This is a genomic window from Mammaliicoccus sp. RAM2 (assembly GCF_045897195.1).
GTDB lineage: Bacteria > Bacillota > Bacilli > Staphylococcales > Staphylococcaceae > Mammaliicoccus > Mammaliicoccus sciuri.
The window spans coordinates 205865-232830 of record NZ_JBJNWI010000002.1 but is presented as its reverse complement, the minus strand read 5'-3'; the positions used below and the strand labels follow the sequence as shown (position 1 = coordinate 232830).

26 protein-coding genes are annotated in these 26966 nt (G+C 32.2%); 17 read left to right on the top strand and 9 right to left on the bottom strand.

The genetic code is table 11. The annotated features are described in order from the left end of the window. Nucleotides 1-7: 7 nt before the first annotated feature. Nucleotides 8-2467: a transglycosylase domain-containing protein gene (locus tag ACJTHF_RS04315; RefSeq protein ID WP_407812562.1), complete on the bottom strand. Its 2460-nt coding sequence runs from the start codon at nucleotides 2465-2467 to the stop codon at nucleotides 8-10. A 343-nt stretch (nucleotides 2468-2810) separates the two neighbouring features. Here ACJTHF_RS04315 and tyrS point away from each other — a divergent pair, with 343 nt between their 5' ends. The 3 genes from tyrS to ACJTHF_RS04300 all read left to right on the top strand — a co-directional run bounded on the left by tyrS (nucleotide 2811) and on the right by ACJTHF_RS04300 (nucleotide 5611). Then, nucleotides 2811-4073: a tyrosine--tRNA ligase gene (tyrS, locus tag ACJTHF_RS04310; RefSeq protein WP_232157100.1), complete on the top strand. Its 1263-nt coding sequence runs from the start codon at nucleotides 2811-2813 to the stop codon at nucleotides 4071-4073. 120 nt (nucleotides 4074-4193) lie between these two features. Beyond that, the gene (locus tag ACJTHF_RS04305) at nucleotides 4194-4772 is read left to right on the top strand and encodes a LemA family protein (RefSeq protein ID WP_049318639.1); all 579 of its coding nucleotides are present in this window, start codon (nucleotides 4194-4196) and stop codon (nucleotides 4770-4772) included. After that, entirely contained in the window at nucleotides 4772-5611 is an 840-nt protein-coding gene (locus tag ACJTHF_RS04300; RefSeq protein WP_058592030.1) for a TPM domain-containing protein, read from the top strand. Before ACJTHF_RS04305 ends, ACJTHF_RS04300 begins: the two co-directional genes overlap by 1 nt. Before the next feature lie 334 nt (nucleotides 5612-5945). On the opposite strand, the gene ACJTHF_RS04295 is transcribed toward ACJTHF_RS04300, so the two are convergent. Further along, complete coding sequence (locus tag ACJTHF_RS04295; RefSeq protein WP_107603550.1) at nucleotides 5946-7202, bottom strand: S1C family serine protease; 1257 nt, start codon at nucleotides 7200-7202, stop codon at nucleotides 5946-5948. A 167-nt stretch (nucleotides 7203-7369) separates the two neighbouring features. On the opposite strand from ACJTHF_RS04295, the gene ACJTHF_RS04290 reads away from it, so the two are divergent. From ACJTHF_RS04290 to ACJTHF_RS04280, 3 genes are all read left to right on the top strand, one after another. Further along, nucleotides 7370-7999 carry a lysophospholipid acyltransferase family protein gene (locus ACJTHF_RS04290; RefSeq protein ID WP_058592031.1) on the top strand — a complete coding sequence of 210 codons (630 nt, stop codon included), beginning with the start codon at nucleotides 7370-7372 and terminating at the stop codon, nucleotides 7997-7999. Nucleotides 8000-8152: 153 nt separating this feature from the next. Then, the gene (locus ACJTHF_RS04285; RefSeq protein WP_058592032.1) at nucleotides 8153-9268 is read left to right on the top strand and encodes an HAD family hydrolase; all 1116 of its coding nucleotides are present in this window, start codon (nucleotides 8153-8155) and stop codon (nucleotides 9266-9268) included. Between the two features lie 144 nt (nucleotides 9269-9412). Continuing rightward, complete coding sequence (locus ACJTHF_RS04280; protein WP_084755517.1) at nucleotides 9413-9946, top strand: helix-turn-helix domain-containing protein; 534 nt, start codon at nucleotides 9413-9415, stop codon at nucleotides 9944-9946. A gap of 53 nt (nucleotides 9947-9999) precedes the next feature. On the opposite strand, the gene serA is transcribed toward ACJTHF_RS04280, so the two are convergent. The 3 genes from serA to ACJTHF_RS04265 form a co-directional block, all read right to left on the bottom strand. Then, entirely contained in the window at nucleotides 10000-11595 is a 1596-nt protein-coding gene (gene serA, locus ACJTHF_RS04275; RefSeq protein ID WP_048539579.1) for a phosphoglycerate dehydrogenase, read from the bottom strand. Beyond that, complete coding sequence (locus ACJTHF_RS04270) at nucleotides 11588-12745, bottom strand: pyridoxal-phosphate-dependent aminotransferase family protein (RefSeq protein ID WP_058592034.1); 1158 nt, start codon at nucleotides 12743-12745, stop codon at nucleotides 11588-11590. Before ACJTHF_RS04270 ends, serA begins: the two co-directional genes overlap by 8 nt. Before the next feature lie 101 nt (nucleotides 12746-12846). Next, entirely contained in the window at nucleotides 12847-13290 is a 444-nt protein-coding gene (locus ACJTHF_RS04265; protein ID WP_048539581.1) for an SACOL1771 family peroxiredoxin, read from the bottom strand. Nucleotides 13291-13363: 73 nt separating this feature from the next. On the opposite strand from ACJTHF_RS04265, the gene ACJTHF_RS04260 reads away from it, so the two are divergent. After that, on the top strand, nucleotides 13364-14116 hold the full coding sequence (locus ACJTHF_RS04260; protein ID WP_058592035.1) for a glycerophosphodiester phosphodiesterase: 753 nt from the start codon (nucleotides 13364-13366) through the stop codon (nucleotides 14114-14116). A 53-nt stretch (nucleotides 14117-14169) separates the two neighbouring features. On the opposite strand, the gene rpsD is transcribed toward ACJTHF_RS04260, so the two are convergent. Further along, on the bottom strand, nucleotides 14170-14772 hold the full coding sequence (rpsD, locus tag ACJTHF_RS04255; protein ID WP_025905513.1) for a 30S ribosomal protein S4: 603 nt from the start codon (nucleotides 14770-14772) through the stop codon (nucleotides 14170-14172). Nucleotides 14773-14998: 226 nt separating this feature from the next. Next, nucleotides 14999-15463: a GAF domain-containing protein gene (locus ACJTHF_RS04250; protein ID WP_078355905.1), complete on the bottom strand. Its 465-nt coding sequence runs from the start codon at nucleotides 15461-15463 to the stop codon at nucleotides 14999-15001. Between the two features lie 136 nt (nucleotides 15464-15599). On the opposite strand from ACJTHF_RS04250, the gene ezrA reads away from it, so the two are divergent. From ezrA to ACJTHF_RS04230, 4 genes are all read left to right on the top strand, one after another. Beyond that, nucleotides 15600-17294, top strand: a complete 1695-nt coding sequence (gene ezrA / locus ACJTHF_RS04245; RefSeq protein ID WP_058592036.1) for a septation ring formation regulator EzrA — start codon at nucleotides 15600-15602, stop codon at nucleotides 17292-17294. 141 nt (nucleotides 17295-17435) lie between these two features. Next, nucleotides 17436-18581 (top strand): cysteine desulfurase family protein, encoded by a 1146-nt coding sequence (locus ACJTHF_RS04240; RefSeq protein ID WP_078355903.1) that lies wholly within the window; start codon nucleotides 17436-17438, stop codon nucleotides 18579-18581. Continuing rightward, the gene (gene thiI, locus ACJTHF_RS04235) at nucleotides 18571-19788 is read left to right on the top strand and encodes a tRNA uracil 4-sulfurtransferase ThiI (RefSeq protein WP_058592038.1); all 1218 of its coding nucleotides are present in this window, start codon (nucleotides 18571-18573) and stop codon (nucleotides 19786-19788) included. Before ACJTHF_RS04240 ends, thiI begins: the two co-directional genes overlap by 11 nt. 47 nt (nucleotides 19789-19835) lie before the next feature. Next, complete coding sequence (locus tag ACJTHF_RS04230) at nucleotides 19836-20609, top strand: sulfite exporter TauE/SafE family protein (RefSeq protein ID WP_058592039.1); 774 nt, start codon at nucleotides 19836-19838, stop codon at nucleotides 20607-20609. Between the two features lie 58 nt (nucleotides 20610-20667). Here the strand turns inward: ACJTHF_RS04230 and ACJTHF_RS04225 are convergent, their stop codons facing one another. Further along, on the bottom strand, nucleotides 20668-21471 hold the full coding sequence (locus ACJTHF_RS04225; protein WP_058592040.1) for an NAD kinase: 804 nt from the start codon (nucleotides 21469-21471) through the stop codon (nucleotides 20668-20670). A gap of 85 nt (nucleotides 21472-21556) precedes the next feature. Between ACJTHF_RS04225 and sppA the strand changes: the two genes are divergently transcribed. The 6 genes from sppA (at nucleotide 21557) to ACJTHF_RS04195 (ending at nucleotide 26229) form a co-directional block, all read left to right on the top strand. Continuing rightward, the gene (gene sppA, locus ACJTHF_RS04220; protein ID WP_078355902.1) at nucleotides 21557-22552 is read left to right on the top strand and encodes a signal peptide peptidase SppA; all 996 of its coding nucleotides are present in this window, start codon (nucleotides 21557-21559) and stop codon (nucleotides 22550-22552) included. A gap of 12 nt (nucleotides 22553-22564) precedes the next feature. Then, the gene (locus ACJTHF_RS04215) at nucleotides 22565-23116 is read left to right on the top strand and encodes an RDD family protein (protein ID WP_058592042.1); all 552 of its coding nucleotides are present in this window, start codon (nucleotides 22565-22567) and stop codon (nucleotides 23114-23116) included. Between the two features lie 79 nt (nucleotides 23117-23195). Further along, the gene (gene tpx / locus ACJTHF_RS04210) at nucleotides 23196-23696 is read left to right on the top strand and encodes a thiol peroxidase (protein WP_058592043.1); all 501 of its coding nucleotides are present in this window, start codon (nucleotides 23196-23198) and stop codon (nucleotides 23694-23696) included. 60 nt (nucleotides 23697-23756) lie between these two features. Continuing rightward, complete coding sequence (locus tag ACJTHF_RS04205; RefSeq protein WP_058592044.1) at nucleotides 23757-24701, top strand: class I SAM-dependent methyltransferase; 945 nt, start codon at nucleotides 23757-23759, stop codon at nucleotides 24699-24701. A 75-nt stretch (nucleotides 24702-24776) separates the two neighbouring features. After that, entirely contained in the window at nucleotides 24777-25973 is a 1197-nt protein-coding gene (locus tag ACJTHF_RS04200) for an acetate kinase (protein WP_058592045.1), read from the top strand. A 127-nt stretch (nucleotides 25974-26100) separates the two neighbouring features. After that, a complete protein-coding gene (locus ACJTHF_RS04195) occupies nucleotides 26101-26229 on the top strand; it encodes a hypothetical protein (RefSeq protein WP_255201004.1) in 129 nt (42 codons plus the stop codon). Nucleotides 26230-26276: 47 nt separating this feature from the next. Here ACJTHF_RS04195 and ACJTHF_RS04190 read toward each other — a convergent pair whose 3' ends face one another. After that, on the bottom strand, nucleotides 26277-26783 hold the full coding sequence (locus tag ACJTHF_RS04190) for a universal stress protein (protein WP_025904325.1): 507 nt from the start codon (nucleotides 26781-26783) through the stop codon (nucleotides 26277-26279). Between the last annotated feature and the right edge of the window lie 183 nt (nucleotides 26784-26966).

The window sequence follows — 26966 nt, the reverse complement described above, 5'->3', positions numbered from 1 at the left end:
GAATTATCTAATTATTGCCACTTGGTGGTGCGGTGCTTGTACCACTGGATGGCTTGCTATTGCTGTTTGAATTACTATCTTTATTACTGCTTGATTTATATGACCAAGCTTCTTTAGAATTTTTAGATACGCGTTCTTTTGGCTTAACTTTTGAAGATGTGTTTTTATCAATTGCTTGTCCTAGTCGTTTTAATACATAGTCAGAATTAATATCTTTATTCGAAGTATCGACTTTATCAGATATTAATGTAGAAGATTTAGATTCACCACTACTACAGCTTCCTGTAGAATTTGTGTATTGGCAAATTGTGTCTTCTTTAACTGTGCTAGGTCTAGAGAATTCACTATCGTATCCTAATTTTTCTCTATCTGTAGAAGATAATGCATTAACCATATCTCTCCACATAAATAATTGATAATGACTGTCTTCATCAAATGTTATTGGTTGGTCGTAACCCATCCATATACCAAGTGTAACTTTTGGTGTATATCCTACAAACAGGCTATCTTTAGCATCTTGTGATGTACCTGTTTTACCAGCCCAGTTACCGTCAAATGAATTCTTAATTTGGTAACCAGAACCGTCATCAAGAACACCTTCTAATATACTTGTTGTTAAATGTGTTGTTGATTCACTAAAGATACGCTTAGGATCTTTTTTGTGTTGATAAATCACTTCGCCATCTCGTGATTTAATAGATTCAATCATGTAACTTTCATTATATTCACCTTTATTAGCTAAAGTACTGTAACCATTCACATCTTGTTCTAACGTGAAGTCTGCTGTACCAAGTGTTAAAGCTAAACCATCTTGGATATCTTTAGGTACGGTCATACCCATTTTATTTAAGTTTTCCCATGGTTTGTAGTCTTGAACATTGCTATACAATCTTAAAGTACTTAAGTTTAAAGAGTTTCTTAATGCATAATCTGCTGTTACCGGCCCAAATTCTCTTCTATCATAGTTATCAGGAGAATAACCTTGGAAGTCGAATTTTTTATCTAGTAGGGCAGTGTTTGGTGTGATTAATCCATTTTCAAATGCAGGCGCATATGTGAGTAATGGTTTCATTGTTGAACCTGGTGAACGTTTAGCACTTGTTGCGTGATTGATTTGTGATTTTTCGTAATCTCTACCACCAACGAACGCTAGAATTTTACCAGATTGGTTTTCTTTTAATAATGCGCCGACTTCATGTTGGAAATCTTTAGAAGCTTTTTTACCTTCACTGTTTGTATAACTTGCTTCTCTATCCCATGAGTAGCTACCAGAATTATCTTTAACTTCTTGAAGTTTGTCATACATATCTTTATCAATCGTTGTATCTACACGGTAACCTTCAGTTCGCATAGCTTGATTAGCTTTTTCAGTGTATTTCGTCATAAGAACAGGTGTTTGATCAAGTTCTTTCTTAGAAATATTATCTTCTTTAGCTAAATGATATTTAAGAATATCAACAGTACGTTTTTCTACTTCTTCTGTTAAGAATGGATATTTCTGATTAGGTTCTTCAACCTTATCAACAAATGATTTCTTGATGTCGAATTTTAATGCTTCATCGTATTCTTTTTTCGTAATTTTTTCTTCTTGATACATTCTTTTCAGAACATAGTGTTGACGATTGATGCCGTATTTCAAGGATTCATCATCTTTCAAATCACCATTAGGCAAGAAAGGTGTGTATGTGTAAGGATTCTGTGGTAATCCAGCAAGATATGCTGATTGTGCAACGTTTAAATTCTTAGCTGATTTACCAAATACACCTTGAGCAGCAGCTTCAATACCCGCTATATTAGAACCATTTGAATTTCTACCGAATGAAACAACGTTCAAGTAACTATCAATAATTTCTTCTTTTGATAAGTTCTTTTCAACATTCATTGAAAGTAGCATTTCTTTTGATTTACGTTCAAATGATGTTTCATTTGTTAAAAGTTGGTTCTTAACAAGTTGTTGCGTTAATGTACTCCCGCCAGAAGAATTAGCACTGCCAAGCACTTCTTGTACAGAAGCTCTTATAAAAGCCTTTGGTACAATACCATTATGGTTATAGAAGTCTTCATCTTCTGTTGATATAAGTGCATTTTTAACATTCTTACTTATGTCTTTCCCTTTAATAACATCCCTTTGGACATGACTTTTTAATCGACCAAGTGACTCTCCAGAACCAAAATAAACAGATGTACTTTCTGTCATTGAATAAAGTTGTTGCTTCATTTCTTTTTTAGACATTACTTTTTCATCTTTGACAAGTCCTGCGAAGTATCCTCCGCCAATACCCAATCCTAAAGCTAATAATAAACAACTAATAAATACAATAACGAAAAATAAATTGCTTATTACATTGTATGTAGTATGGAATATGAGTTTTGGAGACCATTTTGTTTCTTTAAAAGTATCTTTATATTTCTTACTTGAACGATTAAATTGTTCTTTAAGTTTGTTTTTAGACTGATTTGAACTCAAATTTTTACCTCCAATCTAATCATAAATATTATAACATATATGTTTAGTGTTGACTTTTAAAAAAGTTAGCATTATACTTTGTAATTAATTGCATATGGTAATGAACTAAAGGAGAAGTAGTGATTATTTTCTTTTTAAGAGAGTCAGTGGTGCTGCGAACTGATAAAGTGATAATGATGAATACACCTTTATAACAATAAGTTCAACGTTATTAATGTACGTAACATTAAAGAGTGATGATGTATGAATGTACGTCATAAGTATGGTGGTACCGTGTATTCAAGCACCCTTACATTTTTGTGAGGGTGCTTTTTTATATTCTATTTTAGAGGAGGAAAATATAATGACAAATGAACTTTTAGAAGATTTAAAATGGAGAGGTTTAATTTATCAACAAACTGATGAACAAGAAATTGAAGATTTATTAAATAGAGAGTCAGTTAAAATATATTGTGGTGCAGATCCTACAGCTGATAGTTTACACATTGGACATTTATTACCATATTTAACACTACGTCGTTTCCAAAATCATGGTCATACACCAATCGTCTTAGTCGGTGGTGGTACAGGTATGATTGGTGACCCATCAGGTCGTTCAGAAGAAAGAAAATTACAAACTGATGAACAAGTTGAAGCTAACGTAAAAGGGATCATGAATCAAATGCATAAAATATTTGATTTTGAAGGTGAAGACTCAGCGATTCTTGTTAACAATAAAGATTGGTTAAAAGAAATAGACTTAATTTCATTCTTAAGAGATTACGCTAAACACGTAGGTGTAAACTACATGCTAGCGAAAGATTCTGTTAAGACGAGATTAGAAACAGGTATTTCATACACTGAGTTTACGTACATGATCTTACAAGCCATTGATTTTGGATACTTAAACCGCAATTACGATTGTAAAATGCAAATCGGTGGTTCTGACCAATGGGGTAACATCACGACAGGATTAGATTTAATGAGAAGAATGTACGGTGACACTGAAGCTTACGGTTTCACAATTCCACTTGTTACGAAAGCAGATGGTAAAAAATTCGGTAAATCTGAATCAGGTACTGTATGGTTAGATAGAAGTAAAACCTCAGCTTACGAGTTATACCAATTCTGGATTAACTCACAAGATGCTGATGTTGTAAAATACTTGAAATACTTTACTTTCCTTGATAGAGAAGAAATTGAAAGACTTGAAAAAACAGTTGAAGAAGCACCTCATTTAAGAGAAGCTCAAAAAGTATTAGCTGAAGAAATGGTTGGCTTTATACATGGTGAAGAAGCAGTTGAAGAAGCTAAACGAATTACAGACGCATTATTTAAAGGAGATATTAAATCTTTAACAAAATCAGAAATCGTAGAAGGTTTTAAAGATGTTCCAACAGCTGAAGTAAGTTCTGAAACTGTACAACTTGTTGACTTTATTATTGAAGCTGGCGTTTCTCCTTCAAAACGACAAGCACGTGAAGATATTACGAATGGTGCAATATACTTAAACGGTGAACGTATTCAAGAAGTTAACCATGAGATTTCAAGCGAAGATAAAATAGATGACGAATTTACAATTGTAAGAAGAGGTAAGAAGAAATACACAATGGTTAAATACGTTTAATATTTATAAGTTATTAAGACTGAGGCAACCATGTTTGTCTCAGTCTTTTTTAGCATACATATGGTATTTATTGTATAATAAAGAAGACAATTTATTTATTAATAGAAAGGGAGACATTTAATGAAAAAATATTTAGGACCAATTATTGTTGTTGTAGCAGTAATTGTTATTATTGGCTTATTTATGATCGGTCCATACAATAGATTAGTTGGACTTGAAGAAGAAGCGGATAAGTCATTATCTAATATTGATAATCAACTTCAAAGACGTGTTGACTTAATTCCTAACTTAGTTGATACAGTTAAAGGTTACACGAAACACGAAGAAAAAGTATTCAAAGATGTATCAGATGCACGTAGCAAATTAGCAGGTGCGAATACGCCAGAAGAAAAAGCAGAAGCAAATGGTGAAGTTAATAGTGCGTTAAGTCGTTTACTTGCTATCAGTGAAAATTATCCAGATTTAAAAGCAGATAAGCAATTTACAGGATTAAGAGACGAATTAGCTGGTACTGAGAATAGAATCGCAGTAGCTAGAAAAGATTATAACGAATCTATTAATGAATATAATCAAGCTACTCGTAGATTCCCTTCTAGTATCGTAGCAGGATTGTTTAATTTTGATAAAAAAGAATACTTCCAAGCCAAAGGTGAAGCTAAAGACGCACCAAAAGTTGATTTTGGCGGAGACGAATCTTAATGAAATTAATGTTTAAACGATTTTGTGTCTTGCTTATTGTTAGCTTTTTTTCACTAAGTTATGTCGTTCATGCAGCTGATGATAAATTTCCTAAGTTAGAACAGCCTGTATTTGTACAAGATCATGCTAAATTAATGACTGATCAAGATAAAGACAAAATTAATCAAAAGGGTCAAAAATTACAAGATGGAACAGATGCAGATATCTTGTTAATGACGATGAAATCAATAGGTCAAACACCTCGCCAAGATTATGCATTAGAAGCGGGTCGACACTATAAAGTTGGAGACCAAAAGCATAATCGCGGTATCGTTATTCTTTTAAATATGGATAACGGTAATCAGAACAATAATAGAGGTATAGATATAGCAGTTGGAGATGGACTTGAAGGTGTGCTCAACGACTCTAAAGTTGGGGAATTGATTGATTCTAAATTCATGCCTTATCAAAAGAAAGCTTCTCAAACTAAAGATACTAAAAAAGCAAATGCCTATTACAGTCAAGGTTTAACAAATTTATATGATGCAGTGTGGGATGAAGTAGCTAAAAGTTACGGATACGATGGTAAGAAGTTTACTGAAGACGAGCCACAAAGTAGTGGGTTAGGAAAAATACCATTTATCATCTTTATCATATTTATTATTGTATTCTTCATCATTTACTTCAAAAATGGAGGCGGTAGACCTCCAAGAGGTGGAAATAGAAGAGGTACAAGACGCGGTATGACTGGACCATTTATCTTTGGGGGTTCATCAGGTAGTTCTGGTGGCGGGTTCTCCGGAGGTGGCTTCGGTGGAGGAGGCGGCTTCTCTGGCGGAGGCGCAGGAAGAGGATTTTAGTTTGTAATATGTATATGGAAAAAGCATGCAACTCGATATGTTGCATGCTTTTTTTATTATATGGAGTTTATGTATATGTAATAGTAGATATGATTACAAAAGTCGGCTGAAATGTTAATAAGAATGCCGTTAGTAACAAAAGTCGTGGGAAATGTAAACAACGCATGCCATAGTAACAAAAGTAGGTCGAATTGTAACTAAGGATGCCCATAGTAACAAAAGTAGGTCGAATTGTAACTATGGAAGCACATAAAAAATACACCTAAAGCATAATACTTTGGCAACTATCTAAAAACCGCATGGGACTCTATCATTGTCCCATGCGGTATATAATTTAGTTTTGTTCTTTTAATGTGATTTTTGTTGTATGTGTTTTACCATCTCTAATGTATTTGATTGTGATTTTGTCACCAGGTTTTTTCTCATTATAGATATAATTTTTAATATCAGAAACGTCTGATACATCTTTATCGTCTACTTTAGTGATGACATCATCTTTTTTAAGTCCGTTGTCTGCTTTTTTATCTACTTCAGAAATGTAAACACCTTTATCTGTTGTGAGATTTAATTCTTTTTTGTATTGGTTTGGTATATCATCTATTGAGATCATGCTTATACCGATATAAGGTCGTGTAACTTTACCGTCATCCATAATATCTTTAATGATATTGTTTACTTCATTACTTGGTATTGCAAAACCGATACCTTCTACATCAGATCTTGAAATTTTCATTGAGTTAATACCGATAAGGTTACCGTTTAAGTCGATTAATGCACCACCTGAGTTACCTGGGTTTATGGCAGCATCTGTTTGAATTACTGTTGCTTCTGTCACACCTTGAGAAGTTTGTACATTCATCGTACGTTCTTGTGACGAAATAATACCTTGTGTCACACTGTTTGCAAATTCGACACCTAATGGATTACCTAGAGCAAATACTGTTTCTCCAGCTTTAACTTTAGATGAATCTGCGAATTTAATTGGTTTAATATTATAATTGCCTTCTATTTTTAATACTGCTAAGTCTGTCATAACATCTGTACCAACAAGTTTTGCTTTCACTGATTTATCATTATGAAGGCGAACCTCTATTTCATTTGCACCTTCTATAACATGGTTGTTCGTTACAATGTATGTACTATTACCATTAGATTGATAAATCACGCCTGTACCTGTACCTGTTTCTTCTGAATCACCAGACCCGTTTGAATCCTCAGAGTTGTTACCACCGAAAAATGATTCGAGTCCGCTTGCTTTTTGTTTGTTAATAACACCTACAATTGAAGGTGAAACATCTTCAATCATTTTAGAAACTGATTTGTTGCTAGATTTATTATCTTTAATATTGCCACCTTTTTCATTAGCAGGTGCTTTAGTAATGTTTGCTTCATCATTATAATTGCTAAATACATCTACTATTTTAGTCCCGCCGATATATAATACGAGTATTAACACCGCACCTAAAATACCAGAAATAAATGGGATAAGACAACTTTGATACCAAGGGATTTTATTCTTTTGTTTGTAATAGTAACCATTTGAAGTTGTCTTATTAATATTTTGTTGATCCTCATTTTGATTTTGATCCATTGTATTGCCTCCTTAAACACTGTCCATAAAATAATTATTATAGAAATTCCTTTAAAAAGCTAATGATATGGTTGTTTTAAATTGTTACAATATTTTGTATGAAAACTTGTTCCACAAGTACGACAATGATAGAATATGTATATCATTAAGAAGAGAGTGGTCATTAAATGTATAAATTTGCGAGTACTGTTTTATATACTATTTTTCAAAAATTCGGGAAACAAATTGTAGCAATCAATAAAGAAAAAGTTCCTGATGAACCTTATATCGTTACATGTACACATACAGGATATGTAGAAGTTATCATGTTAGCTTTAAGTTTATATCCTACAGAAATTAATTATATGGCAAAAAAGGAATTATTTTCGAAAGACTGGTCAGATAAGTTCTTTCATTCATTGAATGCATTTCCAGTTGATAGAGAAAACCCAGGTCCAAGTACATTAAAAATACCGGTTAAATTATTAAAAGAAGGTAAAAGTGTTGGTATATTCCCATCTGGTCATAGAGCAGAAACAGGAGAGGCACCATTGAAAAGAGGGGCAGCTACGATTGCTGTATTAAGTAATAAACCAATTGTACCAGCTGCTTTTGAAGGCCCTAAACAAGTTAAATCAATTTTTGGTTTTAGACAAAAGTCCTTTATTAAATTTGGAGAGCCGATTGATCCAAAAGACTTACCAAGTGATTTAAAGAAAAGTGAAAAAATAGCTAAAATTATGACTTTATTAGAAGAAAGAACGAATACTTTACAAAAAGAAGTAACATATATTGCTCATAAATCTAGACAAAAATAATATTAAAAAATCTTACAAGCGACCATTTGCTTGTAAGATTTTTTGCATTTTAAAGTAAAACGTTTTCATTTATCTTATGTTGTAATACTACTGTATTCGGTAATAATCTATGCTAAAATTATAATCAGAATGTTCAAAAAATGGAGGCATAATATGAAACAAGTATTATTTGATGTAGACGGTGTTTTTTTAAGTGAAGAAAGATGTTTTGATGTTTCTGCTTTAACAGTTTATGAAATTTTATATAGTGAAGCTTTTTTAAACTTAAAAGGAACAGTAGACATAGAAACATTAGACGAACAAGATATTAAACAAATTAGAAAAGACATATTTATTGATGATCAAATTCTGAATGAACTTAAGTCTTTAGGTTTAAATTCTAACTGGGATATGCTTTTTATTGTGATTAGTACACATTTAATTGAATTGTTAAAGCAAGCAAAAGCTAAAAATCTAGACTTGAGTAACGTTAACTTTGACGACAATACTTTGAAAAATTATGCTCAACAAATAGTAGGCCAAGAGATCAATATAGAAACACCTCGTCGATTTTTATCTAAAGCGACTTCCGGTAAAGAAAATATTTATCATGATCTTATCGCTTTTGCGCAAGAAGAACTCAATGTAGAAGATGCTTCAATTTTTGAACTGAAAAGTAAGTTCTGGGATGTTGCGCAAGAAGTTTATCAAGAATGGTACTTAGGTACTGAGTTATATCAAGAAGTTGAACATAAGACACCACGTACAACTTTTAAAAATGGTTATATAAAAGAAGAAGTAGTGTTAGCAAATGTGGATGAAGTGACTCAATTGCTAGAAGATTTGAAAGAAGTAGGATATCAAATCGGTATTGCTACAGGTAGACCAAGAACAGAAACAATCGTTCCATTTGAAACAATCGGTTGGTTAAAGCAATTTGATGAATTCCATATAGGAACAGCATCAGAAGTTCTTAAAGCAGAAACAACATATCCTGAATTCAAACCACTCGGTAAACCAAATCCGTTTAGTTATTTAATAGCGAATGGTGGAAATGACCCAGAGAACTATTTAACTTATATTAAAGAACAAGAACAGGTGTTTAGTGAGCAAGATATATATATAGTAGGTGATTCATTAGCTGATTTATTAAGTGCACAAAAAACAGGTGCAACATTTATAGGCACACTTACTGGATTAAAAGGTCAGTCAGCAAGAGCAGAGCTAGAAGATTATCATGCTGATTATATTGTAGATAATATATTAGATATTAGAAACGTATTATTATAAATTTAACATCTCACAAATCTTTGATGATTTGTGGGTTTTTTTGATAAATAAATAATTTATAAGATTTTATTACAATATTTACTTACAAATATTGTATAATAGAAGTGTGAATAAAATTTTGAAAAACAAATGGGGGTTGGAATAATGTATATTGATATTTTACTTAAAAATCATGATGCTGATAGAAACCATTTTATGAGGCAAACTGGATTCTCACATAAGAAAATTTCTAAACTCAATAAGCAAGATCCTAATTCGTATAGTGAAGAATTAATTAAAGAGATTGCTCAATTCCTTAATTTAAGCTATGACAATACTAGAAATGAATTACGACAAATTAACGAAAAGGGGACACTTTATAAAGCACACACTGTCGACGAACTAAAGATTGTGATTGATACGAGTCCTAAAGAATTTTTAGTTGGTAAAGAAGTTTATAGTCTGATTAATGATATAAAGCAATCTGATATATCTCATGATCAGCAATATATGAAAGACGTATCCCAAACTGTTTTAACATCATTTATTTTATGGATTGTAGGTAAAGTGAGAAGTATTGGTAAATCATCTGAAGAAAAATTGATTAATGATATAAGGTTACATATCTTAACATACTATGATATTCATGAAATGAACAATAATCGAGCAAGACTTGTACTTAAAGCATTTGTAAGTTAAATATGTATAATAAAAACCACGTGTTAGATGAATGCTAACACGTGGTTGATTGTTTATAGTTGTTTATTTAGTTCGACTTTTTTAATACTTTGGAAGCCATCAATAGCAAATAAGTCATTTATTGTTTCATCTGATGCTTCGTCGTCAATTGATAATATCATTAATGCTTCTCCACCGATAGAATGTCTACCTAAGTGCATTGAAGCAATATTGATACCATGTTCTCCTAAGATTTGTCCCATTTTACCTACGATACCTGGTCTATCATTATGATGGATAAGTAACATATGCTTTTCTGGTTTGAAATCTACAGGATAGTCATTGATTCTTACGATACGAGGTCCATAACCATTTAATACAGTCGAACCGATTTTAATAGAATGGTCTTTGTTCACTAATTCTAATTCAATATAGTTGCTGAAACCATATTTTTTACTATTTTTTTCGATTTGATACGTTACGCCTTGTTCATTTAACAATACGAGTGCATTGATTAAATTAACATGATCACCTAAGTCTTGTTGTAAGACACCCATAACAAGTTGTCTTGTAATTAAACTTGTATCATCTAATGCAATTTCACCATGATATTTAATTTTTAATTCTCTTGGACCTTTTTCAAATAGTTGGATACCAACTTCACCAGTTGTTCTACTTAATTCTACAAAAGGTCTTAGTTCTGCTTCAACTTCACCAGACATTTGTGGTGCGTTTACAGCGTGTAAGACGTTATTATTTTCAAAAATATCAATGATTTCATTTGCAACAGATACTGCAACTTTTTCTTGAGCTTCGATAGTTGAAGCGCCAAGATGTGGTGTTACGATGATTTTTTCATGTTGCGTAAGTGGTGTGTTATTTGCCGGTTCTTCAGTAAATACATCTAGTGCAGCTTTTTCGATTTTACCTTCATCAAGTGCTTTAATTAAGGCATCTTCATCGATAATACCACCTCTGGCAACATTGATAATTTGTAAGTTAGGTTTCGCTTTATTGAAAAAGTCTTCATTTACAAGTCCCTTAGTCTTTGGTGTAAGAGGGGTATGTACTGTAATGAAATCTGCTTGTTCAGCAATTTCGTCTACGGTCGCTCTTGTAATTTCTAAACGTTTCGCGTCATCGCTAGATAAATAAGGATCAAATGCAAGAATATTCATGCCGAAACTTTGAGCACGTTTCGCAACACCTAATCCTATTCTACCTGCACCAATTACGCCGAGTGTCTTCTTGTATAATTCAGTACCACGATATTTTTTTCTATCCCAATTACCTTCTTGTAAGGAGCGATGTGCTTCTGGAATATTTCGAGCCATAGAAAGAATCATTGCCATAGAATGTTCTGTTGCAGAAATAGTGTTTCCATCAGGCGCATTAATAACAAGAATACCTTGTTTTGTTGCGTGATCGATATCAATATTATCAACACCAACACCAGCTCTAGCTACAACGCGAAGATTTTTCGCTGCGTCTAGGATTGGGGGTGTGATTTGAGTTTGGCTTCTTACGATTAAAGCATCATAGTCACCGATAATGTTAACGATTTCTGATTCACTCAAGCCAGTTTTGATGTCTATTTCGAATTTTTCATGATCTGTTAAACTTTTTAAACCTTCTTCTGATATTGGATCGACTACAATTACTTTAAACATATTGATTAACTACCTCCTGGAATTTTGAAACACCTTTACCAAGTACTGATTGTTCACGTATTTCTGAAAGTATAATTTCTAATGCACTAATAAATTGCAACATGTCATTTGGTGAGACTTTACCCATGTGACCAACCCTTAATATTGTGCCTTTAAGGTGTTGTTGACCACCAGCAATTGTAATGTTGAATCTATTAAGTAATTCATCTTTAATCGTCTTAACTTCATTTTTATTTGGTACAAAAGCTGTTACAGTAGGTGATGCAAATTCATCTTCAACTAATAGTTCAATATCTAATGCTTTTAAACTTTCTCGAACAGCTGATTTACATACTTCATGTCTTTTGATTGTATTTTCAAATTTTTCTTTTTGTATTAAATCACAATAAGTTTGTACACCTCTAATAAGTGATACAGCAGGTGTGAAAGGTGTTGAATCATCGTTTAAAGAAGTTATGTATTTATTTAAATCTAAATAAAATCTTGAAGTTTTCACTTCTTTAAACCTTTCAATAGCTCTATCATTATATGCTACAAATGCTGCCCCAGGTGGTAACATGATTGCTTTTTGACTACCTGAAACGAGAACATCGATGTTGTCTTGTTCCATATCTACTTCTACTGCTCCAATAATACTAACGCCATCCACTACAAAATAGATGTCAGGATTAAATTGTTTAACTAACTTACCTAAAGCATTAATAGGATGTTTAACAGAAGTAGACGTTTCACAGAATTGAGTAAATACAGCTTTAACATCAACATTAAGTGAGTTTAAATATGTTTCAAATTCTTTTAAATCGACACCTTTTCCCCATTCAACTTCAAAAATATGTGCCTTAAAAGGATAAGAGGACGCGATTTTTCTAAACCTATCCCCAAAAGCGCCTGAAACAATAATGACAATATCATCTTCAGGATTCGCTACATTAACCATAGCTGCTTCAAGAGCACTTGTTCCTGATGAAGTTAGAATAGCAACAGGGTGTTTAGCCCCAAAAATTGTTTGTAAATCTCTTGATGCTTGATGAATAATTTGACTAAATTCCTTTGTTCTATGTCCTGTCATAGGTTGATTCATACTTTCTAAAATCTCCCTTGGAACAGTTGTAGGACCTGGTGCGAGTAATAAAGAATCATGCTGATACATATATATACACTCCTTACTGAATTTATGTTCTATATTGTAGCAAAGAAAATAGTAAAATAATAGAGAATTTATAGAAAATTCTGATTAAAACGTTTTCATTATTAAAATCTTATTTCCCCAGTTGCTACAACTTGAACATTGCCAGCCAAAGCACGTGTTACCATACAAGATTCCTCTGCTTTTTGAACAAGTCTATTTAATCTTTTTTGTAAATTTTCATCCGGTTCTTCAGATAAATAAATAATTGGGAAATGTTCTATTTTTTTATAAGTGATTACACCATTTTCTACATCAACATGACCTTTAGAAGCCACTTCAATTCTCTCGATATCAATTTCAGAGCGTTCAATCATTGCTGCCAATGTAATCATATAGCAAGTTGAAGCTGCACCAAGTAGCATTTCATCGGGATTTGTGCCGATTTCCGGACCATCCATTACTTCTGGAATTGATACGCGTGTAGATAAGTTATCAGTAGTTATATGGCCAGAAGCATTTCTACCTTTTGTCCATGTTCCTTTTAAATTAAAAATATGTGTTGTCATAATCATGTTCCTTTCTATAAATAAAAATATTTGGGTATAATCTATAGTATGACTGATTTTAAAGGAGTAGACAATGAATGTGTATAATCAAAAATGTAAATTAAAAGTTGCACATAGAGGTGTTCCATCTTTAGCACCAGAAAATACAATGGTTTCTTTTAAACGTGCAATAGAATTCAATATAGACGTTCTTGAAATAGATATACATAGAACAATAGATGGTAAGCTTGTTGTTATTCATGATCCGACGACGAACCGTACTTCACAAGAAAAAGGGATCATCAGAAAATTAACGTACGAAGCATTAACAAAATATGATGTCGGTAAATGGAAAGGGGAAGCATATTCTGGAGAGCAAATTCCGTTATTTCAAGATGTACTTAAATTAATAAAAGACACATATATAAAGCTTCTAATAGAAATTAAACAACCTGAAAATTATCCGAACATCGAAGAGGGTATCATTACTATGATCAAACAACATGGTATTTCGAACAATCAAATTATGATTCAATCATTTAATAGAAATGCAATTCAAAAAATAAATATTTTATGGCCTGAAATAGAATTAGGTGTCTTAATTAAGAAGAAAGATCGTTTTATAAGTAGAAGGGCAATTAAGAAAATAGGGGAGTATGCAAACTATATTAATCCGAATTATAAAATTGTCACGAGAAGATTTGTAAAAGCTGCACATGCATCGCATCTTAAGATACTGCCATATACGATTAATGATAAACATACGGCTCAAAAAATGTTAGCCATGGGTGTTGATGGTTTAATATCGGATTATGCACATATACTAGATGAATGGATGAAGTCATAAATTAAAAATAAAAAACCACTTTCGAAATGAAAGTGGTTTTGTTTGAACAAAGATTAACGAGAGTAGTACTCAACGATTAATTGTTCATTGATTTCAGCAGATAATTCGCTACGTTCTGGAACGCGTACGAAAGTACCTTCTAATTTGTCAGCATCGAATGATAAGTAATCAGGAACGTGATGACTTAATTCAACTGATTCTAATACGATGTTTAATTTTTGTGATTTTTCACGAACACTGATAGTTTGACCAGGTTTTAAAGTGTAAGATGGGATATCAACACGAGCGCCATCTACAGTAATATGACCGTGGTTAACTAATTGACGTGCTTGACGACGAGTACGAGCTAAACCTAATTGGTAAACAACTGCGTCTAAACGTGAAGCTAATAGCGCCATGAAGTTATCACCGTGGATACCTTTCATGTTACCAGCTTTATCGAAAATAGTGCGGAATTGACGTTCGTTGATTCCGTACATGTAACGTAATTTTTGTTTCTCTTGTAATTGAAGACCATACTCAGATAATTTTTTACGTTGAGTTGGACCATGTTGTCCTGGTACGTAAGGACGTTTTTCTAATTCTTTACCTGTGCCGCTTAATGAAATACCTAAACGACGTGATTTTTTCCAGTTTGAACCTCTAAATCTTGCCATTTTGAAGTTCCTCCTTTTTCTTGTTTGATTGTTATGAAGAAACAAGAAAGAATGCTAAATGCTCATAGGGATATGTTATATTTGTGTGCCTTCACCTTGCAGCCGCGGTTACACAACACGCCTTCTTTGGGAATAACATAGAGCCTTACAATATTTAACTGCTACTTTCGTTAATTCACACAAAAGCTATTATACATTTTTGTTTAGTTCATGTCAATTTATATTTTTAAAGATGGATATGCTTTTCAAGTGTTTTGACAAGTAATTCTAACCCTTCAAGATCAGTTTGATTAAATCTTGATTTAACAGGTGCATCTATATCTAACACACCGATGATTTCTTTGTTATAGTATATAGGTATAACGATTTCTGATTGGCTATTAGCATCACATGCAATATGTCCAGGGAATTGATTAACATCTTCAATAAGTTGTGATTGCTTTTCGGCAACAGCTGTTCCACAAACGCCTTTACCAATTTCAATGTCTACACAAGCAGGTAATCCTTGAAATGGACCAAGTTTTAAGGCATTATTTTTAATAAGATAAAACCCAACCCAGTTGATGTTTGGTAAGAATTGGTTGATGAACGCAGATGCATTACTTAAATTAGCAATTAAATCTTGTTCTCCTGATAATAAACCATCTAATTGGCGGTTGAGTAATGAATAATCTAGTTGTTGTTCTGACATTTTTATTCCTCATTTCAATATTTATTTGAATTATATTACTATTTTATGATTTTGAATATGTTTTGCATAGAAAAAGGTTTGTTGGATATATATTTTACGTTATAATAAAGAGAACGATTTAGGAGGAGAATACATAATGGCAATTTATATAACACTTGCAGTTATAATCATTATATTAATTGGTATTGGTATAATGTTATGGTTGCGTACATCAAAGCGAAATTTGATTACTGAGACTGAGCAGCGTAAGCAAAAAATTAAGCAATTACCTTTTCAAGATGAATTAGCTAAGCTTAAAAAATTAAATATCCATGGTGAAGCTAAAGACAAGTATGACCAATTTAAGAGAGAATGGCAAACTGTTTTACAAGAAGATTTAAAAGTTGTAGATGCTAAAATTCACGATGCTGATGCAGAACTTGATAAATTTAAGTTCTCACAATCTGAAGAAAGTATTGCAGATGCTAACAAAATAATGGATGGTATAGAAAAGAAATATACGCGCTTAACTCAGAGTGTTACAGAATTAATGACAACAGTGGAAACAAGCGACAAACTATACGATGAATCTAAACAGATTTATAGAGAAACGAAGAGAGAAGTATTAGCGAATAGACACCAGTTTGGGGATGCTGCTGAACTAATCGAAAAAAACATCGAAGCTTTTCTACCTAGAATTGAACAATATGAAGAACTTGTTGAAGATGGACACTACATTAAAGCAAGTGGTCATATTGATCAACTTAATACGGATATGAAACGTATGCAAGAAGATATGAATGAAATTCCATTATTGATCAAAGATGTACAAAAAGAATTACCAGGTCAATTCCAAGACTTGAAATTTGGATGTAGAGATTTAAAAGTTGAAGGTTACAACCTAGAACATGTTAAAGTGGAAGGCACGCTACAAACTTTACGTGGTAAATTAAATTTAGTTGAACCATTGATTGGAAGATTAGAATTAACGAAAGCTGAAAGCATTATTAATGAAATTAATGATTCTTTAGATGATATGTATGATTTAATCGAACATGAAGTAAAATCTAAAAATACTGTCGAACAATCTAAAGAAATTATTACAGATGAATTATTCCATGCTAAAGATATGAACTACACACTTCAAACAGAAATTGAATATGTTAAAGAGAACTATTATATTTCTGAAGAAGATGTACATAAAGTAAGACAGTACGAGAATGAAATTCAAAACTTAATCAGCGTATACGATGAAATTTTAGGTGAAATGGCTAAAACAAACGTACGCTATAGTGAAGTTGAAGATAATCTTCTATATATAGAAGAACATGTTAAAGTTATTAATGATAATCAACAAAAAATACAAAATCATTTAGTTTCTCTTAGAGAAGACGAAGCTACAGCTCAACAAAATACATTACGTGTTCAATCTAAGAAAGAAGAAATATATAGAAATTTATTAGCATCAAATTTACCAAGTGTACCTGAAAGATTTATCATTATGAAAAATGAAATTGATCACGAAATTCGTGAAGTGAATAAAATCTTTAGTCAAAGACCTATTAATGTACAATATGTAAAAGATAAAGTGAGTAACATTGTACTTCAAATGAATAAATTTGAAGATGAAACAACAGATGTACTTATTAATGCTGTTCATGCTGAAACATTAATTCAATATGGTAATAGATATAGAAAAGAAAATAATGAACTGAATAAGAGTCTCAATGAAGCAGAAAGACTATTTGCTAACAATAGATACAAACGTGCTATTGAAATAGCAGAAGCAGCGCTTGAAAAAGTTGAGCCTGGTATCAGTGAAAAAATAGAAGAAGATGTAAATAAACGATAAGAACGTTATAAAGGCAAAGACATGGCAAATGTCTTTGCCTTTATTTTTTCTGAGTTAGTGGATGTTTTTTCTAAGTCAATTAGTATATCTATACGAAATGACTTGTGGTATTATTATATAATGAAAAAAAGAGGTGACAGTATGATATATCTTGATAATGCTGCAACGACAAAGCCTGATGAGGATGTTATTCAAACATATACACAAATGAATCAACAATATTTTTTCAATCCAAATAGTCCTCACTCTGCTGGTATAAAGATTGCTCATTTACTTGATAAAGCAAGAGAAAATGTTAAACAATATTTAAATTTAAATGATCCATTCAATATTATATTTACAAGTGGTGCTACTGAATCGAATAATATAGCACTTCAAGGGATGGCAAAAGCGAAAAAGAGATTTGGTAATACAATCCTAACAACTAAAATGGAACATCCGTCAGTTCTTGAAACGATGAGAGGCTTAGAGGACGAAGGTTTTAATTTGAAATATATTAAAACGACTAAGGATGGGAAATTAGATATATCATCTTTACAAGAATTGCTTAACGATGATGTTGTACTTGTAACATGTATGCATGTCAATAATGTAATGGGGCAAATTCAACCGATTGAAGAAATTAGTCGAATTTTAGAAGAATATCCAAAAGTGCATTTTCATGTAGATGGTGTACAAGGTTTTGGGAAAGTACCATTAGATATTAATTTAGCAGATAGTTATAGTTTAAGCGCACATAAATTCCATGGATTAAAAGGTTCAGGTATTTTGGCGATTAAACAAATTAAATCGATTAAACAAATTATATTTGGTGGCGGACAAGAGCAAGGTTTAAGAAGCGGTACAGTTAATGCACCTGTCAATATTGCATTAGCAAAAGCGATGAGAATAATAAACGATCGTATGGAAGATAATGCTCAAGCATTAAGTCAAAGAGGTAGAGAAATTAGAGCGTTTGTAGCACAATATAAAGGTGTCTTGATTAATTCAGCAATCGATGCAGCACCATATATATTAAATATTTCTTTTCCAGGTGTTAAAGGTGAAGTATTAGTCAATGCATTTTCTAAATATGAAATTTATTTGTCTACAACGAGTGCATGTTCGTCAAAGAAAAGTTCTCATAATGAAACGTTAAAAGCAATGGGATTAAGCAACCTTGTTATTGAAGGAAGTATAAGAATAAGTATTGCACCAGATTTAACGAATGAAGAAATAGAACGTTTTAAAGATGCCTTTGATAAAGTATATAAAGAGGTAAAGGAGTTAATAAAATATGTATTATGATCACATTTTAGTGAGATACGGAGAACTGACTTTAAAAACAGGTAATAGAAATATGTTTGTGAATAAATTAAAAGCAAACATCAAGAGCCGATTAATGCCACTTCAAGGTTACAAAGTACGTGCAAATCGTGACCGTATGTATATAGATGTACACGAAGGTTCTGACATTGAAGAAATGATGAGCAGAATTCAAACTGTGTTTGGCGTACACTCTGTAAGTCCAGTAGTTCGAATTGAAAAAGATTTAGATTTAATGAAAGAAGTTGCCTTAAAGTTTGCGCATGATTTTAATGATGGTGACACTTTCAAAATTGACGTCAAACGTGCAGATAAAACTTTTGAACTTGATACTTTTCAATTGCAACAAGAATTAGGTGGTCATGTACTTCAAAATACTGATCACATAACAGTAAATGTTAAACAACCAGATCATAAAATAAAAGTAGAAGTTCGTAAAGACGCTATTTATATGTACAATCGCGTACTTGAAGGCGCTGGTGGATTACCTGTAGGAACAGGTGGTAAAACGTTACTTATGCTTTCAGGTGGAATAGATTCACCAGTAGCAGGTATGGAAGTGATGAAACGAGGCGTGACAATTGAAGCTATTCATTTTCATAGTCCGCCATATACAAGTGAACAAGCTAAACAAAAAGTAATTGATTTAACAAAACAACTTGCACATTTAACAGGCGACATCAAATTGCACATTGTACCTTTTACAGAACTGCAAAAGCAAATTCATAAAGTCGTTGAAGAAAGCTTTACAATGACAAGTACAAGAAGAATGATGTTAAGAGTTACTGAGAAAGTAGCACATGAAATCGGTGCACACGCTATTGTAAATGGTGAGAATTTAGGGCAAGTAGCGAGCCAAACTTTAGGCAGTATGTATGCCATTAACAGCGTAACATCAATGCCGATATTACGTCCATTACTTACATTTGATAAAGAAGATATCGTTAAAAAGGCGAAAGCAATTAATACATTTGATTTATCAATTCAACCATTTGAGGATTGTTGTACGATATTTACACCAAAAAATCCAAAGACAAATCCTAAACTAGAAAAAGTGGAATATTTTGAATCAAAATTTGATTTTGGTCCACTAATTGATGAAGCGGTTAAAAATATAGAAACACTTACAATTTCTAAGCACGATGATTTGAATCAACAAAAAGAAGAATGGATGGATGAACTACTTTAATACGAACGTTGGGATGTCGTTATCATTAAAGTAGAGGAGATATCCATATGGAGTTTGATTTAAATATATTATTAATCATTATATTGTTTGGTTTAATTGCAGCGTTTATCGATTCAGTTGTAGGTGGAGGAGGATTGATTTCTTTACCTGCATTACTAGCAGTAGGAATGGATCCAGCCACAGCTCTAGGTACGAATAAATTAGCAAGTTCATTCGGTTCATTTACGAGTACGATGAAATTTATAAGAGCAAAGAAAGTAGATTTCGATATTGTAGGTAAGTTATTTCCATTATCCTTTGTAGGTTCGATATTCGGTGCGATTACTGCTACATATTTACCACCAGAATATTTAAAGCCATTAGCAATTATTATATTGGCACTTGTAACCATATACTCAATTGTAAAAAAAGATTGGGGAGACATTAATCGATACAAGAAATTGTCACTTAAAAAAGCAATCTTGTTTATTATTGGTGTAACGGTAATTGGATATTATGATGGATTTCTCGGAGGCGGAACAGGATCATTTTTCCTATTTGCTTTATTAATAATCGGCCTTGATTATTTACACGCAGCAGGGAATGCTAAATTTTTAAATTTTGCTTCTAACATAGGTGCATTGCTGTTATTTATGGTTTTAGGACATGTCAATTATATCTATGGATTAAGTATGGCAGTATCTATGGTAATCGGTTCGTATTTAGGTGTTACGTTTGCTATTAAAAAAGGCGTATCATACGTCAAAGTATTATTTATTGTTGTAACAATCACGTTAATACTCAAAAATCTATATGACTATATTAGTAGTCACTTTATGTAAAAAACACCTTAGCGCATAGGCGCTAAGGTGTTTTAATTTATGGGATTGTTACTTATTTTTATAAGAATTTTCTTTGAACTTTACTCCAGAATGAATTTTGAGGTAATTTCAGTGTTCGAATATATTTATCTTGTATTCTAAGTGATATAAAGTCTGTTTCTTGAATGCTTAATGCTTCATTATCTAGTCCCATAATTGGATAGTAGTTTCCTTCTTTATCGAGTATGATTTTAAGGGTTCTTGTATCACCTAATACTACTGAACTACTCACTGTTCTAAAATTGTTGTTATTCAGTGATGCGATTTCAGTTAGTTGCATGCTTCTAATTTTAGGGTCAATAATTGCGCCGTCTAATGATTTATTATATCCTGTTGATCCTGTTGGTGTTGATATTAACAAACCATCTCCGTTGAATGCCTCGAAGTATTCGTCATCAATGTATATTTCCATCTTCATCGGTTTGATAACACTTGATTTAATGTAAAAATCATTTAAACACATATAAGACATTTGATTATTCAAGTTTACTTCTAGGACAGGATATTTTCTGACACTTACTTCATGAGAATCAATAGATTCTACTAAATGTGGAATGTCATCAATACTAAAATCAACATATAAATAATTTTGGTCTAGTCGTGTTTTGATACCAATATATACTTTGTCTTTATTAAAGTTAGTTTTTCTACAAGCTTGTAAGAAACTCCCATCTCCTCCGACTGAAGCAATAATATCTGCATCATCGTAATTTGAAACAAATTCAAATCCGTGTGGTTCCATTTCATTCTGAATCTTTTCGCGTGTTGCCAATACGTCACGGTCTTTTGAACTAAATAAATAAATACGTTTATACGAAGTCATAATTTATTCCTCCCAAAAGTTACAGTTATTATTAAAGTCTGTTATTATTATAAATGTAAATATTTAAAATAGAAAGGATGATACTATGTCTAAACGAATTATAGCGATAATCATCGCAGCTGTTTTAGTTGTAGGTGGAATGGTTGTCAGCACAGTTGGCATATTTTTAGACGATTCGTGGAAAAAATCAGTAACAGATTCAGATGGTATTAGTGAGTCTGTCGTATCTGGTAGTGATAGTAGTAGTAAAATTGTTAAATTATCAGTAGATGGTACCATTCAAGATACGGGTGTCCAAGAGTCGTTATTTAGTGGAGGAGGGTATAATCATGAATCCTTCTTAAAACAACTTGATAAAATTAAAAAAGACGATCAAGTTAAAGGTGTACTTCTAGTTGTGAATTCACCAGGTGGTGGAACATATGAAAGTGATGAAATACATAAAAAATTAGAAGAAATTAAAGCTAAAGATAAAAAAGTTTATGTACAAATGAAAAATATGGCAGCATCAGGTGGATATTATATTTCAACACCAGCTGACAAAATTTATGCAGGTTCACAAACATTAACAGGTTCACTTGGCGTTATTATCTCAAGCATTAATTATTCAGAACTTGCAAATGATTTAGGTGTGAAAGATGAATCTGTTACTTCTGGTAAACATAAACAAATCTTGAATCCAATGAAAGAAATGTCAAAAGAAGAACGCGACATCATGCAATCCATCATTGATGATAGTTATAAACAATTTGTAAATGTCATTAAAGATGGTAGACATATGTCAGAATCAGAAGTTAAGAAATTAGCTGATGGTAGAATATATTCTGCACAACAAGCTAAATCAAATGGCTTAATTGATGAAATTGGTTATGAAGATGATGCAATTAAAGCATTAAGAAGTGACATTAAATCGAAAAATGCACAAGTTGTAACATATGATACATCAGGTGGATTCTTAAACTTCCCAATGGCTGCTAAAAGTAAACTTTCTTCTATGATAGGTTTAGATGATATGACTAAATATGAAGCCTTAATTAAAGCGAATAAATCACCACAACCTATGTATTTATACGGTGAATAAGGAGGGATTGTAATGACAGAAACAAGTTATGAACAAGTCGCTACTACACGTGAACAAAGTGAAATTGAGCGTACTGTCAATAAATATATGTCTGATATTAAATCCATCGTATTTGCTGGATTCTGGGTCCGATTTTTAGCTTATATCATCGATATCTTAGCTTTAGCAGGATTTAAAGGTATTGTGTTAAGTCCGATATTTGCACTTACAGATATCAATGATTCTTATCTATGGGTGCCATACTTCAGTGTTGAAAATATGGCAAGTGCCTTAATATTTTATTTATATTTCGTGTTGATGACGTATTATTTTAAAGCAACACTAGGCAAGATGATCTTAGGTTTAAGTGTCTATCGAGAAGATGCTCAACCGCTTAAATTGAAGGATGTTCTATTTAGAGAATGGATCGGGCGAATTATCTCTGGTGCACTATTAGGCATTCCATATATTGTAGTAGCATTTACTAAAAAGCATAAAGGTATTCATGACTATTTTGGTGAAACAGTCGTTCTCAAAAACAAATATGTTCAAATGAGAAAAGACTTCCAAAATGTGATTGGATAACTAAGTTATAATCAAAAGAATTTTAAAGTCTCTTTAATCATGATAAAATATATTTATCAAGAATAAGGAGGCTTTTTTTATGGCGCAAGTTACATTCAAGAATGAACCAATTACAATATTAGGTGAGGAAGTTAAAGTAGGTTCAGTAGCACCTGATTTTACTGTATTAGCAAATGACCTATCTGAAAAGACATTAAAAGACTATGAAGGTAAAAAGAAACTTATTAGTGCCGTACCTTCTTTAGATACAGGCGTGTGCAGTCAACAAACACGTAAATTTAATGAAGAAGCTGCAAATGAACAAGATGGCGTTGTTTTAACAATTTCTAACGACTTACCATTTGCTCAAAAAAGATGGTGTGCAGCTGAAGGATTAGATAATGTGATTACATTAAGTGACCACCGTGATTTATCTTTTGGTGAAAACTATGGTGTTATCATGAAAGAACTTCGTTTATTAGCACGTTCAGTATTTGTTTTGGACAAAGATAATAAAGTTGTTTATTCAGAAATAGTGAGTGAAGGTACAAACCATCCTGACTATGACAAAGCTTTAGAAGCATTTAAAAATTTAGACTAATTAACAACCATAAACTGCTGTCCATTTAGTGGACAGCTTTTTATACGAAAGAGGGCAATTATGACTGAAGAAAAGAATATGATGGAAGTATTATTTGAAAAACTTGATGTAAAAAGTAAAGACCTCCACGATGAGAATGGACAAAGTTATATAGAGAATCTTGGTTTGGCTATGGAAGACATTTATACAAACCAAAGAGATCTTTTAGAACAATCAACATTACAAGAACGAAGAAAAGCGTTCCAATTTGCTTATTTAAGTTTATTAAAAGAAGAAGTGATTCAACCCAATCATCAAATGACGCCAGATTCTATTGGGTTTATATTAAGCTATCTTGTAAATTTATTTAACAAAAACAAAACAGAATTAAACATTGTAGATATTGCAAGTGGTACAGGACATTTGAGTGCAACAATCAACGAACAAAATCAAGATAAGACATTGATGCACCACTTGATTGAAGTAGATCCTGTATTACAACGTGTAAGTATACATTTAGCTAACTTCTTAGAAATACCATTTGATGTGTATCCACAAGATGCCATTATGCCACTACCTTTAGAAGAAGCGGATGTTATTGTCGGCGATTTACCAGTAGGATATTATCCAGTTGATGAACGCAGTAAAGAGATGATATTAGGCTTTGATGAAGGGCATAGTTATAGTCATTATTTATTATTAGAACAAGCTGTTACAGCAACTAGACCGGGTGGGTATGTATTCTTAATCGTACCAACAAATATCTTTGAAGGCGAAGAAGTGAAACAGCTTCAAAAATATATTGCAACAGAAACAGAAATGCAAGCATTTTTAAACTTTCCTAATTCATTATTCAAGACAGAACAATCACGTAAATCACTATTGATTTTACAGAAAAAAGACCCTAGAAATACTAAGAGTGTAGAAGTATTGCTAGCAAATATACCAGATTTCAAGGCACAATCTCAATTGCAAACGTTTTTATCAGAAGTAGATGAATGGATGAAAGAAAATCATTCTTTATAAACTGTATTAATGCTTGATTCATAACTGTATTAGTGTTTAAATAGTATAGAATAGTATTATCAGGAGGAAGTCTAAATGACAAAAATTATAGCAATTAATGCTGGTAGCTCATCTTTAAAATTCCAATTATTTGAGATGCCTGAAGAAAAAGTTATCACAAAAGGATTAATCGAACGTATCGGGTTGAAAAATTCAATTTTCACAATTACGGTTAACGGGGAAAAAATTACAAGAACATTAGATATTGAAAATCATGAAGTTGCAGTAAACATCATGATTGAAGCTTTAAAAGAGCATAATATCATCGAAGACATTAATGATATTCAAGGTACTGGACATCGTGTTGTTCACGGCGGAGAATTATTCCCAGAATCAGCACTTGTTACTGAAGATGTATTAGCTAAAATCGAATCATTAACTGATTTAGCGCCTTTACACAACCCAGCAAACATCATGGGTATTAAAGCATTTAGAAAATTATTGCCAAGTATCCCACATGTTGCAGTATTCGATACATCATTCCACCAAACAATGCCAGAAGAATCATATTTATACAGCTTACCTTACAACTTCTATAAAGATTTCGGTATTCGTAAATATGGTTTCCATGGTACAAGTCATAAATATGTATCTGAAAGAGCAGCAGAATTATTAGATCGTCCATTAGATCAATTAAGAATTATCTCTTGTCATATCGGTAATGGTGCTTCTATTGCTGCAATTGACGGTGGTAAATCAGTTGATACTTCAATGGGCTTCACACCATTAGCAGGTGTTACAATGGGTACGCGTTCAGGTAACCTTGACCCAGCTTTAATTCCATATATCATGGAGAAAACTGGTAAAAATGCTGAAGAAGTATTAAATATCCTTAATAAAGAATCAGGTTTACTTGGTATCTCAGGTTCATCAAGTGACTTAAGAGATATTGAGCAAGACGCTAACGAAGGTAACGAACGTGCTAAATTAGCATTAGATGTATTCGCATCTAGAATCCATAAATATATGGGATCATATGCTACAAGAATGCATGGCTTAGATGCAATTGTATTTACAGCTGGTGTAGGGGAAAACTCTGACACAGTTCGTGCTAAAGTATTAGAAGGATTAGAATTTATGGGTGTATATTGGGATCAACGCTTAAACACAGGTTTACGTGGAGAAGAAGCATTCATCAACTACCCACATTCACCAGTAAAAGTTATTGTAATTCCAACTGACGAAGAAGTTGTGATCGCACGTGACGTTGTGAAATTTGGTAACTTAGGATAATCAAGTATATTTAAAAGCGAGACAGGCGTAACTTATGTGTGAATAAGATGCCAGTCTCGTTTTTTATGTTTAAAAAGTGATTCTTCGGTTATATGTAAGTAATGCATATTCTAAGGAGGATATATAAATGAGACCAGAGAGAGCATTATTGCGATTAGTTAGAATCGTTACACGCAGAGTCGGTAAAGAACAATCTAAAAAACAGAAACAAGAAAATAACCAAAACTTAAAAGATCAAAATAATAATCAAAACTAATATAAAAGCGTTCAGCCATTTCGACTGAACGCTTTTCTTATATCTATTTATTTACCTTCGTGGTGTTCTTCGAATAATTCTTTTGTTGCTACAACTGGTTCGAAATCTTCAGGCATTGTTTCTGTTCTTACTACTAGAACGTCACATGGTGAGTTTCTCACTATTGATTCTGATACAGAGCCAACGATAAATCGTTCTACTGCATTTAATCCTGAAGTACCACACATGATTAAATCTACGTCAAATTCTACTGCTAATTTTTTAGGAATAACTGTTTTTGGAGATCCGAATTCAAGTTTAGTCGCTACATTATGAACACCATTATTCTCAGCGAATTCTTTATATCCAGATAATAAACTTTCAGCAAAACTTGTTGCTTTATTTACTATTTGAGTATCATAGGCTTCAACACTTGCATATGATCTTGAATCTACAACATTAACAATTGTTAATTTAGCATCATTACGTTTAGCAACGGCTACAGCTTTATTATAAGCCCATTCTGATTCAGTTGATCCATCTACTGCAATTAAAATATTTTTGTAACTTAACATAGAAACCGCCTCCTAGTTCTTTTATTTAATTATATCATAATTTTCTGAAAAAATAACAATATAAACTTTTAAATAATAGGGAATTTACACGATTTTTATATAAAGTATGTTAAAATTGCGTTATAGTAAGAAAATTAAAAAATTTAGAAAATAAGGATAATATAAAAAATGAATAATAATGAT